This is a genomic window from Lichenicola cladoniae (assembly GCF_013201075.1).
GTDB lineage: Bacteria > Pseudomonadota > Alphaproteobacteria > Acetobacterales > Acetobacteraceae > Lichenicola > Lichenicola cladoniae.
In genome coordinates this window covers 183,997-197,468 of record NZ_CP053711.1, presented here as the reverse complement: position 1 = coordinate 197,468, position 13,472 = coordinate 183,997, and the positions used below count along the sequence as shown (strand labels likewise).

Here is a 13,472-nt window from a genome sequence, read left to right as displayed (position 1 = left end):
GCGGCGCAGCCAGGTCATTCGGACCGGGCGTCCATTGGCCGACATTGAGCTGGCGCACCGGGCCGGATGCGACTGGAAGGGGGCGACCGTCGCACGCGGCGACCGCCAGTGCGAGCAGCAGAGCCAAGGCAAGACGGCGAAGAATCACGTTTCGTTCCTTTGTCGAGACGGAATCCGGGCGGACTCCTAGCTATGAGGCCGAGAAGCCGGCTTAGCGCCGGGGTGTGGAAGCCTTGGAGAGAGAGCCGCCGGTTGAGGGGCGGATGCGCTGATAGACAGTGCGGACGCCACCCATCACGGCTTTGTCGGCCTGCTGGCTCATGGCGCCGGCCTTGCGCGCCAGCTCAGACGCGCCACCGGTTGCAACGCCGAGCGTCGCACGGGCAATGGCTCCGGTATGAAAGTGCAGCCCGCCTGCCAGGGCAGTCCCGAAGCCGGGAATTTGAAAGGCGAGCAGAGTGGCGAAGGCAAAGAACGCACACGCTGCTACCAGAATACGGATTTGCTCGAATGGATTTGTTCCGGTGTAGCCGGCGAGCTGCGCCACAAGCATTGCCTCGACCTGCAACGTGATGGTCAGCAGAATCACGGTGACGACTTGGACAATTACGGCCGAAATCATCGCGCCGATCCACCGCTCGAAGATCGGCTTGGTTACGGGAAACAACACAAGCGGCAGCATCAACGGACCGAGCGCGACAAACACTCCAAGACTGATGTGCGAGATAGCCCAGATCGCAAACATCACTACGCAGGCCATGATCGAAACGGCCCAAAACAGGATGACAAACGCCTTTTCGCCAATGTCATACCAGTGCAGCAATTTCCAGACTTGGAGCCCGGAATCAAAAGACTTAAGCAGCAGGATATCAAACGAGTTAGCGCTAATGGCGGTGCCGCCCGCCATCGAGGACGACACCGCTCGAGTTACGTCGTTGGGAAGGCTGACTAGGAAGAAGTCATTCAGCCAGGTGGCATACTCACCGCCATTGGTTGCAAACCAGACGACGATGCTCAGCTTGATGGCCCGGCTAACCAGGCTGCCGATACCCTCGCTCGCATGGCCACGCAAAATCAGGATGCCGGTCAGGGCAATATAGATCACGACAGCCGTTTGAACGGGCGCGGCAGCATAAGCAACCAGCGCAGTCATGAGCATTCCAAGGCTGTCGAGTAACGGCGTCTCGATCAGGTTCTGGATATAGCTAAAGACGGCCGTCCCGTTCAGTGAGTTCATCTGCCGCTATCCATCTACAATCAGCTACCGCGTTGCTGTGCCGTGAGCATTGATTTTTGTGCAGGACCACAGCCAGCCTTGATTTGATGGTCAATCGGCATGTTCTTACAGATGTTGACCTTAAACTTCCGCTCGTTAGGTCTTTTGTCCCAATAAGCTTGAGTGTCAGGATTGCTGGTGTCACCGGCCATCCGGTGCGTCTCGCGCGCTGTGGCTTGCAGATCGGCGTTATGCGCGTTCCAGCAGTCGGCTGCGTTCCGTAGATGCCCGGGATCGTTGAGGCAGGCGCTATTCACGCGGGAGCGCAGCGAAGGATGCTGCACGTAGAATTCCACGGTGCGCTGTGCCTCGGGTGGAACAGACTGCGCCCACGCTGGCAGCGCCAGGATCATGGGAAGCAGGAGGACAGAAGCCCTCCCCACAGTGGGGAGGTTCAAGGGGATTGGACGCATGGGCTTAGCTCCCGTTCGAGCTGGACGCATCCTGCGCCAGCACGTCATCAATGTTCTGCCGCTGCGCCTCGGTGTTCTGTTCCTCGACGTTACGGACTTGCGCGGCCTGCCAGGTCTGCACCGACTGCGCCTGGACCTGTTGAGCAGCGATGTAGGTTTGCTCGGTCGCCATGCGGGCCTGTATGTCGCCCACGGTTTTTGTGTCCGGGGCAGTCGTCAGCTCGCCTTCCAGCGACTGGATGACGTTGATGTGCTGCGACGCCGAGAAGAACAGTTGATTCGCTAGCGCCTGCACTCCTGCGATGGAGTTGGCGTTCGTTGTCATCTGCTGCGCCGCAAAGTCGTTCGCCTGCGGCTGATAGATGCGGTTCTGGTTCGCATACTGCTGCCCCATGGAGCCCATAGCGCCCAGGTTCGTGCCGTTCAGGACCGGCCCAAGGGTCGTCGCCCCTTGAGGCAGGACGTTGCGAAGCGCGGTCACGTTGAACTGGCTGCTGAAAGACCCCAAGGCGCCGGTCGGTGCATGCGTCAGTGACTCATATGTCTGCTGCGCCGTGGCCAACTGCTGCTTCATGCTCTCAAGCTGCTGTGCAAGCTGCGAAATCTGCTGCGCGCCCTGCACGACCGTTTTGGCGGTGTTGACCAGGTTGGCACCGTCAATCACCGGCAATTCTGCGTGCGCCGCGCTGGACGCGAACAGCGCCACAGCGCCGAAACCTGCCACGAGTATGCTTCGCATCGTTTCTTCCCTCCTGCCCATCATCATGCCGCCGCCTGGCGGTAGCTCCGCCGGAAGACCGGTAGCCAGACGTCCGGCTCCGGCCCCAGCTCACGGATCAACTGTTCCATCAGCGCCACCGTGCTTTTCGTGCCGGACAGCACGGCGCGCATGTCATCGAGGCCGGATAGGTTCAGCTCGCATGCCACCGAGGCGTTGCCCTGCTTGAGCAGGAAGCGCCGCCCGCCATCCGGGCCGGCCTGAACCAAATCCTGGCTGACGGCCTCGAACTCGCCTTCGGTCAGCTTGAAGCCGGTTCGGTAGTCCGCCTCATCCGCCTTGTCGTTCGGCATGAAAATCTGCGTCGGGCACTGCTCGATAATCGAGTGGGCGATCGGGCTATTGAGTGCATCACGCGGGCTCTGCGTCGCCAGGATCACCACGCCGTTGAGCTTGCGGATGGTCTTGAGCTTGTCGTTGACCAGATCACGGAACGCCTCGTCCGCGAGCGCCTTCCAGAACTCGTCGATCGCGACGATCATGCGGCGACCGTCAAGCAGCGACTCAACGCGGTGGAACAGGTACGCCATCATCGGCCCGCGCGTGCGCGGATCGTCCAGTACGGCGGTCATGTCGAAGCCGAGAAAAGAGGCATCGAGGCGCACGTCGTCGGTGTCGTTGTCCAGCACCCAGCCGAGCGATCCGCCCTGGCACCACTTCTCAAGCCGGGCACCTGGCCCATTGGCATCTGCTTGTCCCAGAAAGGCGCGCAGCTCGCCCAGGGACCGATGCTTGGGCGGGAGGGACATGACCTGGCGCAAGCCCTGGTCAAGCCTGCGGTCCATGTCAGGCGGCAGCTCGACGCCATCGGCGGTGATCAGGCCGGTGATGAGCTGCTTGAGGAACACCAGATTGCCGGGCGCGGCATCGAGCGCCTTGAGCGGTGCCAAGCCAGATGGTTGGCCGGACGGCAGCACGAGGTAAGAGCCGCCGAGGGCACGGGCGAGGATCTCCCCGCCCCGGTCCTTGTCGAAATAGACCACGGTTGCGCCGTGCTTCTCGGCGAGCGCCAGGGTGAACAACACCCATAACGTTTTGCCGGAGCCGGACGGGCCGGCGATGAAGATATTGCCAAGGTCGGTCACTGTCGCCGTAGAGGCGTGAAGGTGAAAACGGTAGGGCGTGCCGCCCGTAGTGCGGAACACCGTCAGCGGCTCGCCCCAGTGCCCGCGGGCTGGCCCAGGCGGATAATTGTGCAGTGACGCCATGGCCGCGAAATTGCGGCTGTTGATTGCTCCGGGCCGCGAGCGCAGCCGCATGTTGCCGGGGAGCTGCGCCCAATAAACGGCCTCGAGGGCCAAATCTTCGCGCGTCACCACGGCACCGCTTTCCGCCAGGTCGCGGCGTGCATGAGCCACTACTTCGGACAGCGCCGGCAGGGTATCGGCAAAGGCTACAAGCGTCAGGTGGTGGTCGCCCATAACGAAGGCGTTGCTTTGCAGCAGATCGGCGGCTTCGGAGAGCCCGACCGCCTGGCTTGCCGCCTTGTCGGAGGCGTTGGCCATCTGGTTCTGCTTGCGGGTCATCTTATCCTGCGCCACCTGCTTGTTCAGGAAGGCGAAGGTCTGCGTGAGCACGCAGCAATACGGTGCAGCCAGGATGGCATCGAACATGCCGGGCCAGGTGGAGGCAGGATATTCGCGCAGGCCGAAGCCGGCCGCGTAGGTAGAGCCACCAGGCGCGCGCAGCTCGATCGCTTCGCGTCCGACGATCACCCGATCCGTATAGATCGCGCCACCCAGGTGCCCGTTGACCAGGGGCACCGGCATCCGATCCAAAGTCAGCACCAGGCGCAGGGCCTCGGCAATCTCGGAGAAGACCACGCCACGCGCATTCGAGCGCAGGGCGAGCCGCTTGGGCTGGTACTCAGCCAGGCCCGCGATCAGCGTTGTCACGGTTGTTTCCAACCGTTCCATGTCGGGCACCGAGGGCGTTCGGTTCAGCTCGCCACGACGACGGCGGTTGAGCAGGCCGGACACGCGTTGGCCACCCGCTTGAGAAGGGCGCAGCAGCACGGACAGGAACAGGTCGTTGCGGTAGAGCCGGCCGTCCAGCAGCCGGCCGCGATAGGCTGCATCCAACTCGCGGGCAAAGCCGCTGCGGCATTCTCCGGTCGGGTATTCGTCGGCGTCCGCCATGGAGCGGATGACATGCGTCGCCAGCACCAGGCGATCGGACGCGATGTTCCGAAACAGGATGTTGCGCTGTGCGTGGCGGGCGTTGACCAGCTCAGGGTCAGCCGTTTCCCAGGCGACGCCGCCCAGGCGGATCATGACCAGCTTGGACCCGTCATCGAGCAGCAGCGTGCCGGGCGCAGCGTGGCCGACGAACGGCACGTAGGTGTCCGGTTCGCGCTCCCGCGCGGCAGCGGCAAGCTTAAACATGGATGCGGACCTCCCGAGCAGAACGAGCGCGGCGAAGAGGAAGCGGGCTGACCGATGAGCCGCCCCAACGGGAGGCATTGCGCGCCAGTCCCTTGGTATCCACCCACAGGCGGAACACGCCGAACACGTTGTAGTCGCGGCTGATGAGGGTGCGGATGACGTAGTGCAGGACGACGCCGATCAGCATGTAACAAGGATTCTTCATGATGATGAAGAAAATGACGGTGCCCATGGCGTTGAGACACGCCGCCTCGATGGGCACGCCCTGCCACATGGCAGGGCGTGTGCAGGCGAGAAACAGCGTGTCCACTGTGATCCCGCGTTGCGCCATCAGGCAGAGCCGGTGATCTGGCCGACGATCCACGCGGCCGAGAAGACGATCGCGCAGCCGAGGACTGTTCCGCCGAAGGCGCGAATGGAGAAAGCACCGAGCATGGCACCAACACCCGCAAGGGCGATGGCGATGACGGCAATGATCTGACCCGTGGTGCCTGTGATGAGGTTCATCACGTTGGTCAGGAACGTGTTGAGCGAGCCTGCACCGCCCGCAGTGACCGTCTGTGCGGCGGCCGGGTGCATGGACAGGATCACCAGGGCCGCTGCAACGGCACCCGGCATCACCACGCGCGACTGTGCTGCATGGTCCTTGAGGCTGACGGCAAGGGCCTCAAGGCTTTTGCCGGCTGAACGAAGGCGGGTGCCAGTGTCGGCGAATGAGAGACTGCTCGAGGCGGCTGCCGCCTCGTTACGGGTGGTTAGGTTCATACCGTTGTTAGCTCCGAGAAAGGCTGCACAGGGCCAGGCGGGGCGTGCTGGACTTGCACCGTGCAAGTTCGAGACGCAGCGACGGGGCGGCCAGCCCTCCCCGTCGATCGGGTGGAGGCGGCGGCGCGGTCAGCGCACATTGTTCATCGCCTCGATGTTCGGATGTTGCGCAGCCATCGGCCCGGCAGGAGCAGGCGGCGCAGCAGCAACAGAAACGGGATTGACCGGAACAGACGACGCACCGAGCACTTGGCCGTGGCCAGTCTTGGCACGTGCATATACGTCCCAGTTTGGCGGCGGGGGCGGCAGCGGTTGTGCCAGCACGGGCGCGTCAGTGCTGACCGTCGCGGGCTGGTTTGGCGCCGTGTCGCCCTGCACACGCAGTGCCGGCACTACCAGCTCAGCCGATTTCTGGACGCGGCTGACGTAGCCATTTGCCAAACCGCGCGCCGGATCCCCCGTGTTGTAGCGAGACAATGCGTGCTGGATCGCCGGCTGGGTGTCCTGGCCGGCTATCGGAGCTGTGTAGCTCTGCACCAGCAGCCGATCCGCTGCCGCGAGATTGCGGCACGGGTTGAACGCATTCGAAATCGACAAGCCCAAGCGTGGTAGGTTGGCGCCATTGATTTGCATAAGACCGAAATCAACCGAATGCCGATCTACCGTTGCCAGCTCGACGCCAAGTGCAATGGCATCGTCGCGGCTGGTCGGGTGGTAGCTGCGGCCGGTGCTGTTGTCGTGCAGCGTCAGCGCATCGAAGCCACTCTCAGTGCGAGCAACAGCAGCGAGCGTCTCGACCGCGACATGCGGCGCGCAGCTCGTGGCGAGCTGGGAGAAGGCCTGCAGGGGCAGCGAGGCCGCATGCGCGGCGACGGGGAGTAGAAAAGTGCTCGCAAGAGCGAGGATGCTAGTCCTCGACGGCACCCGGCGACGGGATGGTGCCCTCTGGTGGAGCGTCCTCTGGAAGAAGAAATTTAAAGCGCGCCAGTTCAGGCGTTCTTGGAAAATGAATGTGTATCGACCCGACAAATCCGAACTCGTCTCGGATAAGGTTAATGAACCTCCCGATATCTCGGTAAGTCCTAATCCCTTTCCCCCGCCAGGTGTACAAAGGCAGATGAGCCCTCTGCCAGCTCGGACGGATATACGGCAAGAACTCATAGGCGTTAGGCATGACGCGGACGACGACAAAGCATCCGCGAATGCTTCCGCCCTTCTTGAGGCCGGTTCGGATATCACTTTCCTTGAGGTGGGCGAGAGTCGGCACAGGGTCCTCAGTCGGTGATTGCTCACCGCTATACCGAGAACGTGATCGATGCGGAATGCCTTCAACAGCGGGCCGCCAGAGGCAGACACAACGTCTGCGAGTAAAGCGGCCTGATTACAAACCGACGTCGGTGCATTTCGTAGTGCGACTCTACTGCGGGCAAAGAACGGCCGCCCGCAGCCATTAGCATCAGTTCTAGATGGTGGGATTTCATTATTCCGCACAGCTTTGTCCGGCGCTCAGCATGTTACAACTGAGAGACAATCACACCCAGAAACACAAAGGAAGCGCCGGACAGCGGGTTAATGCAGGAATCTTCCCGGTTCGTTCTTTTTTGGCACCCGGGCTGCGGCGTCGCCCGCGTAGGGTCGGTAGAACCGACGATTCAGCATTAGTTCAGAGTGAGAATGTGTGTCCTTTAGGACACCTCTTTCCTCAACTGAGATTATATGTGATCAAATAGGAGTTGCTCGCGTACCGGTTGCTTGACAAGCGCGGCATGGGGATGGGGCAACTATTCAAAGGTCACACGCAAAAAGATTTTTCGGGGAACCCATCTGGACAATCAAACCACGAGCCCGAAAAGCTAAAAGCTGAGCTACGGAAAGTGGCTCAGAGAAAATAGAATAGGGTGATTAGAGTGCATCATATCGAGAACCTGCCCGGCGCTGTTGTGGCAGATGTTTCTCGTCAGTTCGAAGTCTCGACAAGCCTGATCTACAAGTGGCGACGACACGCCACGGCTGAGACGGGTATGTCCTATGCTCCGGCAGTCCTGCTGTCCGAGCTAGCACCCATCGCGTCCGCGGCTGACACGACAGCAATTACCATGGACCTGGTCAACGGAGCCCAAGTGAGGATCGATGCCCAGGCGTCGCCAGCTTTGGTGACCGCTACACTTCAGGCTTGGCGATGACCCCGATCGCCAGTTGGTTCTGTCAGCACTCGCGCCAGCGTCCCAAGCTTTCTTCATAACAGCCTGCGGTGTCACGCGTTCTGCTTGATCCCGAGCGCAAGTTTAGCGCCCTTTGCGAAGCGGAAGCGTCGGAGCGAGGCGGAGACGATTTGGTTGTGACGGCGACGAGGGCGAAGGAGGTTGCGGAGTTCGCCGTGCTCTCGGCAGAAGCGGTGGGCGGCATCGTGGCTCTTGAAGCCGCGCATACATCGGATCCTGCCCTCGATGCCGCGATGGTCTTGCTCGAGGCGGTTGTTCAGGTAGGCGTTGGTGCGATGGCGGACCGCCTCGCCCACCACGGTGCGGATCGCCCTCGGGTAGGAGCCGTGGCGGTCCGTCGTCACCCGGTCAGGCTGGAAGCCCGTGACCGCGCGCGCCGAGCGGAAGAAGGCTTTGGCGGCCCTCATGTCGCGGTGCTCGCTGAGCATCGCGTCGATCAGGTTCCCGTCCTAGTCGACCGCCCGGTAGAGGTAGCACCACTGGCCGCGGACCTTCAGGTAGATCTCGTCGACCAACCAGCTCGCGCCGGATTGCCGTCCCCTGTTGCGGCGCCGCTTACGGAGCTCGTCGCCCATCACAGGAAGCAGCTTAGCCTCCCAGTCGCGAACGGCTTCGTAGCTCACCTCGATCCCACGCAGCGCCATGATCTCGCTCAGGTCGCGCAGCGTCAGCCGATACCGCAGCCGGCAGAATACGAAGGCGATGATGTCGCTGGACAGGCAGGTCCAGTTGAGGACGCCACCGCTGCGCTCGTTGGACTGCCGCCCGCAGGTTCGGCATCGGAACCGCGGGTAGCCGCGAGCCGTGACTTCAGGCCGGTCCGTCACTGCCGCAGACCCACAGCATGTCAACGGCGGTTGAACCCTCCGCAGAAGTGGCGGAGTAAAATTCCCTACTTCGTTACGGCATCTGTTTATTGGGTATTGGCGTCATGGTTTTTGGGAGGTCGTCCGCGTCGACGAGGCGTGTTGGCAGCCGGCACTGCATTTGGCTTCGGGCGCAGGGCTTCCGGAAAGAGGTCAGCATGCTGACGTAGGCGATAGCTTGCGCCCTCGATATGCACGACGACGGCGTGGTGCAGGAGGCGATCCAGAAGGGCTGTGGCGACGACGGGATCGCCGAAGACTTCAGCCCATTCGGAGAATCCGCGGTTGCTGGTTAGGATCATGGCGCCACGTTCATATCGGGCGTTGACCAGTTGGAAGAATAAGTTTCCGGCGGCGGCGCCGACGGTGAGGTACCCGATTTCATCGATGATGAGCAGCTGCGACCGGCAAAGATAGCGAATGCGCTCGCGCAGACGTCCCTCCCGATCAGCTTTTGTCAGGCTCTCGATGATGTCAGCAAGGGGCGAGAAGTAAACACTGCGACCGGCACGGATCGCCTCCACACCAAGAGCTGCGGCGAGATGACTTTTGCCGGTTCCGGACTGTCCGATGAAATGAACGACCTCGTGGCGGTTTATGAAATCGAGCCCGGCCAGGGCCATGATGCGGTTACGGTCCAGTGAGGGCTGAAACGAGAAGTCAAAGCCGGTCAGGGTCTTGATGGTGGCCAGCCTGGCCATCTGCAGGGCCGCCTTGATCCGGCGGCTTTCGCGCAAGGTGATCTCCTCGGCGAGCAGCATGTCGATTGCCTCGATGGCACTGATCTGTCCGCGCTCGAGCTGCTGGATGACGTCATCGAGTGTCTCCAGGGCGCGCGGCATGCGCAGGCCGACAAGATTATGCCGGATCCGCTCGATGGGCGCCTCGAGCTGAGCTGCCGGTCTCACGCGGCCGCTCCGTCCGCGGCGAGCCGCTTGCCGACGGCATCATAGAACGTCAGGGGTCGGAGTGCGACGACGTCACCGGATCGGCCGGGTAATGGACCATTGCGAGGTGTCTGACTGTTGGGCGGAGGTGGTGCGCTCCGGTGCCCGGCGATGATACGGCGCTGGCCGCGTCCCTCCAGCACGGGATGGGTAGCGACGACGTGCCCCTCCTCGAGAATGCGCACTTCGCTGGCGGTGCTGTGCACCTCGACCGGCCGGCGATGGGTGGTATCGGGCACGCTGTAGAGATTGCCGTCGACGGAGACCATGCCGTCGCGGGTAATGCGCCACTCCAGGCGCAGCACGGCCTGGAACGGTCCGGCCGGAAGCGGCTGCAGGCGTGGGCGCTCCTCGGCGAAATGCTCGCTGACCACGCGCTGCGTGGTGGCGTGGATGCGGGCGTTGGCAACCTGATCAAGCCACTGGCGGAACTGGTCGTTGAGGTCGCCAAGGTTGCGAAAGCTGCGACTGAGGAAGAAATCCTCGCGGATGTAGCGGAACGGCCGCTCCACCTTACCCTTGGTTTTGGCCCGATAGGCCTGGCAGGCTTTGGGCAGGTAGCCGTAGTGCCGGGCGAACTCGACGACAGTCCGGTTGTAGACGATGTGGCCAGCCTCGGGATCCTCACGACTGAACACTGTGCGCATGCGGTCGTAGAGGATCTCGGTCGGCGCACCGTGCAACGCCTCGAAAGCCGCGGCATGGCAACGCAGCAAGGTCTGCAGATCCTGATGCGGCACGAACCGTCCCCACAGCATCCGGCTGTGGCCTAGCACGAGCGAGAAGAGCCACACGACCCGCTCGACACTTGGCTCGTCGGTGAACACGGTGCGAAAATGGGCGAAGTCGACCTGCGCCTGGCGACCTGGTGGCGTCTCGAAGCGCACCTCGAAACCAGCTGGTGTGGTCGGCCGGACGCCGCGCAGGAAATCCTTTACCGCCGTGTAGCCCCCGGCATAGCCAAGATCGCGGATCTCACGATGGAGGCGGCTGCCGGTCAGGTCAGGATAGGCCGCCACACGCTCACGCAGGTAGGAATGGAACGGAGCCACCTTGGCGGGTCGTGGCTGTCGCGCCTGGTAGATCGGCGGCTCAAGACCGCGCTCGATATATTTGCGCACGGTCTTTCGATCGATACCGACGCGACGCGCGATGGCCGACACGCTCAACCCTTGCCGATGCAGATCCAGGATCATGACGAGCTCCCCAAGCCTGACCACCATCGTTCTCCCTCGAACCATCGAGGGAATGGTGGCCTACCGCCGGGCGCTGCCCCACAGCAGCCAGTCTCAGGAACCAGCCGCCACACTAAAGTGGGGAATATTCAAACGCCCAATCTGAGGAGAATGCAGGCGCCACTGACACAGCACACGCAGTTCATCCCGATATCCTCCCAGTGCCACGGCTTGCGACGCTACGTCAGCCACCGAGCGGCCAACAGATCCCTCACTGGCGCGAGGGCTTACAGAACAGATGAGCGATGAAGCGGAGGATCGGCTGTACGGGCTGATCGAGATCGTCGAGCGGCACCAGGCAGCGGTGCAGGTAGCGCTTGAAGGGCTGGCCGTGGAGCGAGCGGCGCTGAAGGCTGAGCGGGAGCAGCTCGGTCAGGACGTGAATGGGCTCAGCCGCACTATCCGCACGGCGGTGCAGGGTGGAGTGGCGGAGAGCATGTTCGTGGCGGCCGAGACCGGAGCGTCAGCGCTCAAGGCTGCGACCGGGCCGCTGCTGGGACGGCTGGACCAGGTCGGGACCATAGCCGACCAGGCGGAGGCAACGCTTCGGCGGGTGGTGCTGTGGGCGAGCTGGCGGCTGCTGGGCTGGGGTGTCGCCGCCATCGCCGCGTTGGGGATGATGTGGTGGCTAGCAAGCAGCGCCGTGCTGTGGTGGGACGCTGGCGCGATCGGCCAGGCGCAGGACCAGAAGGCTGTGCTCGAGGCGCAGATCGCCGAGCTCACGGCAAACAAGGATGGATGGGAGAAGGCCGGCATGCTGGCGAAGATCACCCAGTGTGGGCCACGCGGCAGGCCTTGCGTGCGGGTGGACGAGAACGCGGGCCAGTCCAAACTCCAACAGTTAACGTGACAATGACTAGAGAGATGCTTTTGCTAATGCCGCCGCAGATGCCTGGGCGAATGCCTTAGCCAGCGCTTCCGGGTCTCGTACGTTCAGGTCGCGCTGCGGGAACGGGAACTCGATGTTAGCGGCGTGGAACGCATCCCATACCTCAAGCAGCACGTCGCTGCGTACGTTCGCCGTTCCAGCGCGTGGGTCGGCGATCCAGAAGCGCAGCTCCAGATCCACCGAACTGTCCCCCAGGCCGACAAGCAAACAGATCGGCGCAGGCGCTTCGAGCACGCGCTCGACCTTGCTTAGCGCCTCAGTTGCCAAGCGGCGCGCGAGATGTACGTCGGCGCTGTAGGAGATACCGAATGCCACTTTCAGCCGCACCAGGTCGTTGGAATAGGTCCAATTCACCACCCGCTGGGTGATCAGGTCCTCGTTAGGAATCAAATGCTCGGTGCCGTCCCGGGTTACGACCGAGACGAAGCGCGCGTTCAGCCGGGTGATCCAGCCATAGGTGTCATCAAGCTGGATCACGTCGCCCGGCTTGATCGACCGGTCCAGCAGCAGGATCACGCCGCTGACCAAGTTCGACACCACCTTCTGCAGGCCGAAGCCGAGCCCAACGCCGATTGCGCCGGAGAACACGGCGAACGCGGTCAGATCGATGCCGACGGCGCCGAGGGCCGCCACCACCGCGAGGGTCAACAGCCCAGCCCGCAGCAGCTTCGAGGCCAGCACCTGCATTGCCGGGGTAATGTCCCGCGCATTGTTCAGCCGGTGCTCGACCAGGGTCGAGATCAGGTTTGCCAGCCAGATCAGCGCCACCAACAGCGCCGCACCCTTGAGTAGCAGAAGCACGCTGAGATGCAGTGTGCCGATCGGGAACGCCATCTCGCCCAGGAGACGCCCGGTCGGCGCAATCAGGCCCGCAATGTTCAGCGCCGCGACTACCCAAGCCGCGGCGGCGAACAGCCGCGCCATCGACGCGTTGCGCACCAGCGTGGTGCTCAGGCGGATCACGATCCAGGCCATCACCAGGCTGGATACCAGCCGCAGCAGGTGCGTCGGCATCCCCAGGTTCGCCAGCACAAGCTGCGCGAACCAGAGCAGCAGCAGGAATAGCATCCATGGTAGCGCCCGTCCCAACGCGTCGACCATGGGGCGCAGCGACAGCACCCCCATTCGGGCGGTCAGCTGTGTCGTAGTCCCGGCCATGCGCGGCGCCGCGAGACGTACCATCGCGGCGCCTAGGAGCGCCACCACGGTCTGCAGCAGCACATCCCATGCCAGCACGTAGCTCCGCAGCCAGGGCAAAGTCTCTGCGGTCAGAAGATCGAGATGGTGCAGGATAAAGGCGCTATTCATGCTGCCTTCGCGCGCGCCGCCCTTAAGTTGTGGGCGCGGCCGCAGGGGGCGCCCGGACCGCAATCGGCTAATCGCATGGCTATGGTTGGTGGAAGAAGGTGGTTCCAACCTTGAAACCACCGATTGGATCGGGCTTTCGTCGCGCAAGCCCTTGTCCCAAGCGGCTCAGAAAATAGGTCCCGCCAAGTGGATGGAGGTAAGACGGATCGCGCGGATAACAGGCTAGCCATAGGATAGGCTATCCCTCGGCGTTAGCCACCGCAATACTCAGCGTGTTGCACCATACCATCCAGCGGCTAATCAACACGGAATGGCGGTCGCCGGACACATTATTTCCACTGCGACCCACTAGATTAGCACTGTTGATATAATGGCTAAGCGTGTCATAG

General features: G+C 62.7%; 12 protein-coding genes and 1 pseudogene. 2 read left to right on the top strand and 11 right to left on the bottom strand.

Annotated elements, in window-relative coordinates; all coding sequences use genetic code 11:
* Positions 1–211: 211 nt before the first annotated feature.
* From HN018_RS27000 to HN018_RS26970, 7 genes are all read right to left on the bottom strand, one after another.
* The gene (locus HN018_RS27000) at positions 212–1,237 is read right to left on the bottom strand and encodes a type IV secretion system protein (RefSeq protein WP_171837155.1); all 1,026 of its coding nucleotides are present in this window, start codon (positions 1,235–1,237) and stop codon (positions 212–214) included.
* A 20-nt stretch (positions 1,238–1,257) separates the two neighbouring features.
* A complete protein-coding gene (locus HN018_RS26995) occupies positions 1,258–1,629 on the bottom strand; it encodes an EexN family lipoprotein (protein WP_171837156.1) in 372 nt (123 codons plus the stop codon).
* 64 nt (positions 1,630–1,693) lie between these two features.
* Entirely contained in the window at positions 1,694–2,455 is a 762-nt protein-coding gene (locus HN018_RS26990) for a type IV secretion system protein (RefSeq protein ID WP_171837157.1), read from the bottom strand.
* Positions 2,452–4,851, bottom strand: coding sequence for a VirB4 family type IV secretion/conjugal transfer ATPase (locus HN018_RS26985; protein ID WP_171837158.1), 2,400 nt, complete (start codon positions 4,849–4,851; stop codon positions 2,452–2,454). Before HN018_RS26985 ends, HN018_RS26990 begins: the two co-directional genes overlap by 4 nt.
* Positions 4,844–5,161 carry a type IV secretion system protein VirB3 gene (locus HN018_RS26980; RefSeq protein WP_239479464.1) on the bottom strand — a complete coding sequence of 106 codons (318 nt, stop codon included), beginning with the start codon at positions 5,159–5,161 and terminating at the stop codon, positions 4,844–4,846. Before HN018_RS26980 ends, HN018_RS26985 begins: the two co-directional genes overlap by 8 nt.
* Before the next feature lie 20 nt (positions 5,162–5,181).
* Entirely contained in the window at positions 5,182–5,616 is a 435-nt protein-coding gene (locus HN018_RS26975; protein ID WP_171837160.1) for a TrbC/VirB2 family protein, read from the bottom strand.
* Between the two features lie 129 nt (positions 5,617–5,745).
* Positions 5,746–6,540, bottom strand: coding sequence for a lytic transglycosylase domain-containing protein (locus HN018_RS26970; RefSeq protein ID WP_239479463.1), 795 nt, complete (start codon positions 6,538–6,540; stop codon positions 5,746–5,748).
* Positions 6,541–7,514: 974 nt separating this feature from the next.
* Between HN018_RS26970 and HN018_RS29680 the strand changes: the two genes are divergently transcribed.
* The gene (locus tag HN018_RS29680; RefSeq protein ID WP_408886855.1) at positions 7,515–7,799 is read left to right on the top strand and encodes a transposase; all 285 of its coding nucleotides are present in this window, start codon (positions 7,515–7,517) and stop codon (positions 7,797–7,799) included.
* A 71-nt stretch (positions 7,800–7,870) separates the two neighbouring features.
* On the opposite strand, the pseudogene HN018_RS26960 reads toward HN018_RS29680, so the two are convergent.
* The 3 genes and pseudogenes from HN018_RS26960 to istA all read right to left on the bottom strand — a co-directional run bounded on the left by HN018_RS26960 (position 7,871) and on the right by istA (position 10,871).
* A pseudogene (locus HN018_RS26960) lies at positions 7,871–8,689 on the bottom strand (IS6 family transposase).
* Positions 8,690–8,751: 62 nt separating this feature from the next.
* The gene (gene istB / locus HN018_RS26955; protein WP_172443545.1) at positions 8,752–9,546 is read right to left on the bottom strand and encodes an IS21-like element helper ATPase IstB; all 795 of its coding nucleotides are present in this window, start codon (positions 9,544–9,546) and stop codon (positions 8,752–8,754) included.
* A 62-nt stretch (positions 9,547–9,608) separates the two neighbouring features.
* A complete protein-coding gene (istA, locus tag HN018_RS26950; protein ID WP_172443602.1) occupies positions 9,609–10,871 on the bottom strand; it encodes an IS21 family transposase in 1,263 nt (420 codons plus the stop codon).
* Positions 10,872–11,124: 253 nt separating this feature from the next.
* Between istA and HN018_RS26945 the strand changes: the two genes are divergently transcribed.
* The gene (locus HN018_RS26945) at positions 11,125–11,736 is read left to right on the top strand and encodes a hypothetical protein (protein WP_171837831.1); all 612 of its coding nucleotides are present in this window, start codon (positions 11,125–11,127) and stop codon (positions 11,734–11,736) included.
* 6 nt (positions 11,737–11,742) lie between these two features.
* On the opposite strand, the gene HN018_RS26940 is transcribed toward HN018_RS26945, so the two are convergent.
* The gene (locus HN018_RS26940; protein WP_171837830.1) at positions 11,743–13,083 is read right to left on the bottom strand and encodes a mechanosensitive ion channel family protein; all 1,341 of its coding nucleotides are present in this window, start codon (positions 13,081–13,083) and stop codon (positions 11,743–11,745) included.
* Positions 13,084–13,472: the final 389 nt, after the last annotated feature.

Coding starts and splice junctions, on each gene's coding strand:
- HN018_RS27000 (WP_171837155.1), bottom strand. CDS start 1,237: ATGAACTCACTGAACGGGACGGCCGTCTTTAGCTATATCCAGAACCTG.
- HN018_RS26995 (WP_171837156.1), bottom strand. CDS start 1,629: ATGATCCTGGCGCTGCCAGCGTGGGCGCAGTCTGTTCCACCCGAGGCA.
- HN018_RS26990 (WP_171837157.1), bottom strand. CDS start 2,455: ATGATGATGGGCAGGAGGGAAGAAACGATGCGAAGCATACTCGTGGCA.
- HN018_RS26985 (WP_171837158.1), bottom strand. CDS start 4,851: ATGTTTAAGCTTGCCGCTGCCGCGCGGGAGCGCGAACCGGACACCTAC.
- HN018_RS26975 (WP_171837160.1), bottom strand. CDS start 5,616: ATGAACCTAACCACCCGTAACGAGGCGGCAGCCGCCTCGAGCAGTCTC.
- istB (WP_172443545.1), bottom strand. CDS start 9,546: ATGCCGCGCGCCCTGGAGACACTCGATGACGTCATCCAGCAGCTCGAG.
- HN018_RS26945 (WP_171837831.1), top strand. CDS start 11,125: ATGAGCGATGAAGCGGAGGATCGGCTGTACGGGCTGATCGAGATCGTC.
- HN018_RS26940 (WP_171837830.1), bottom strand. CDS start 13,083: ATGAATAGCGCCTTTATCCTGCACCATCTCGATCTTCTGACCGCAGAG.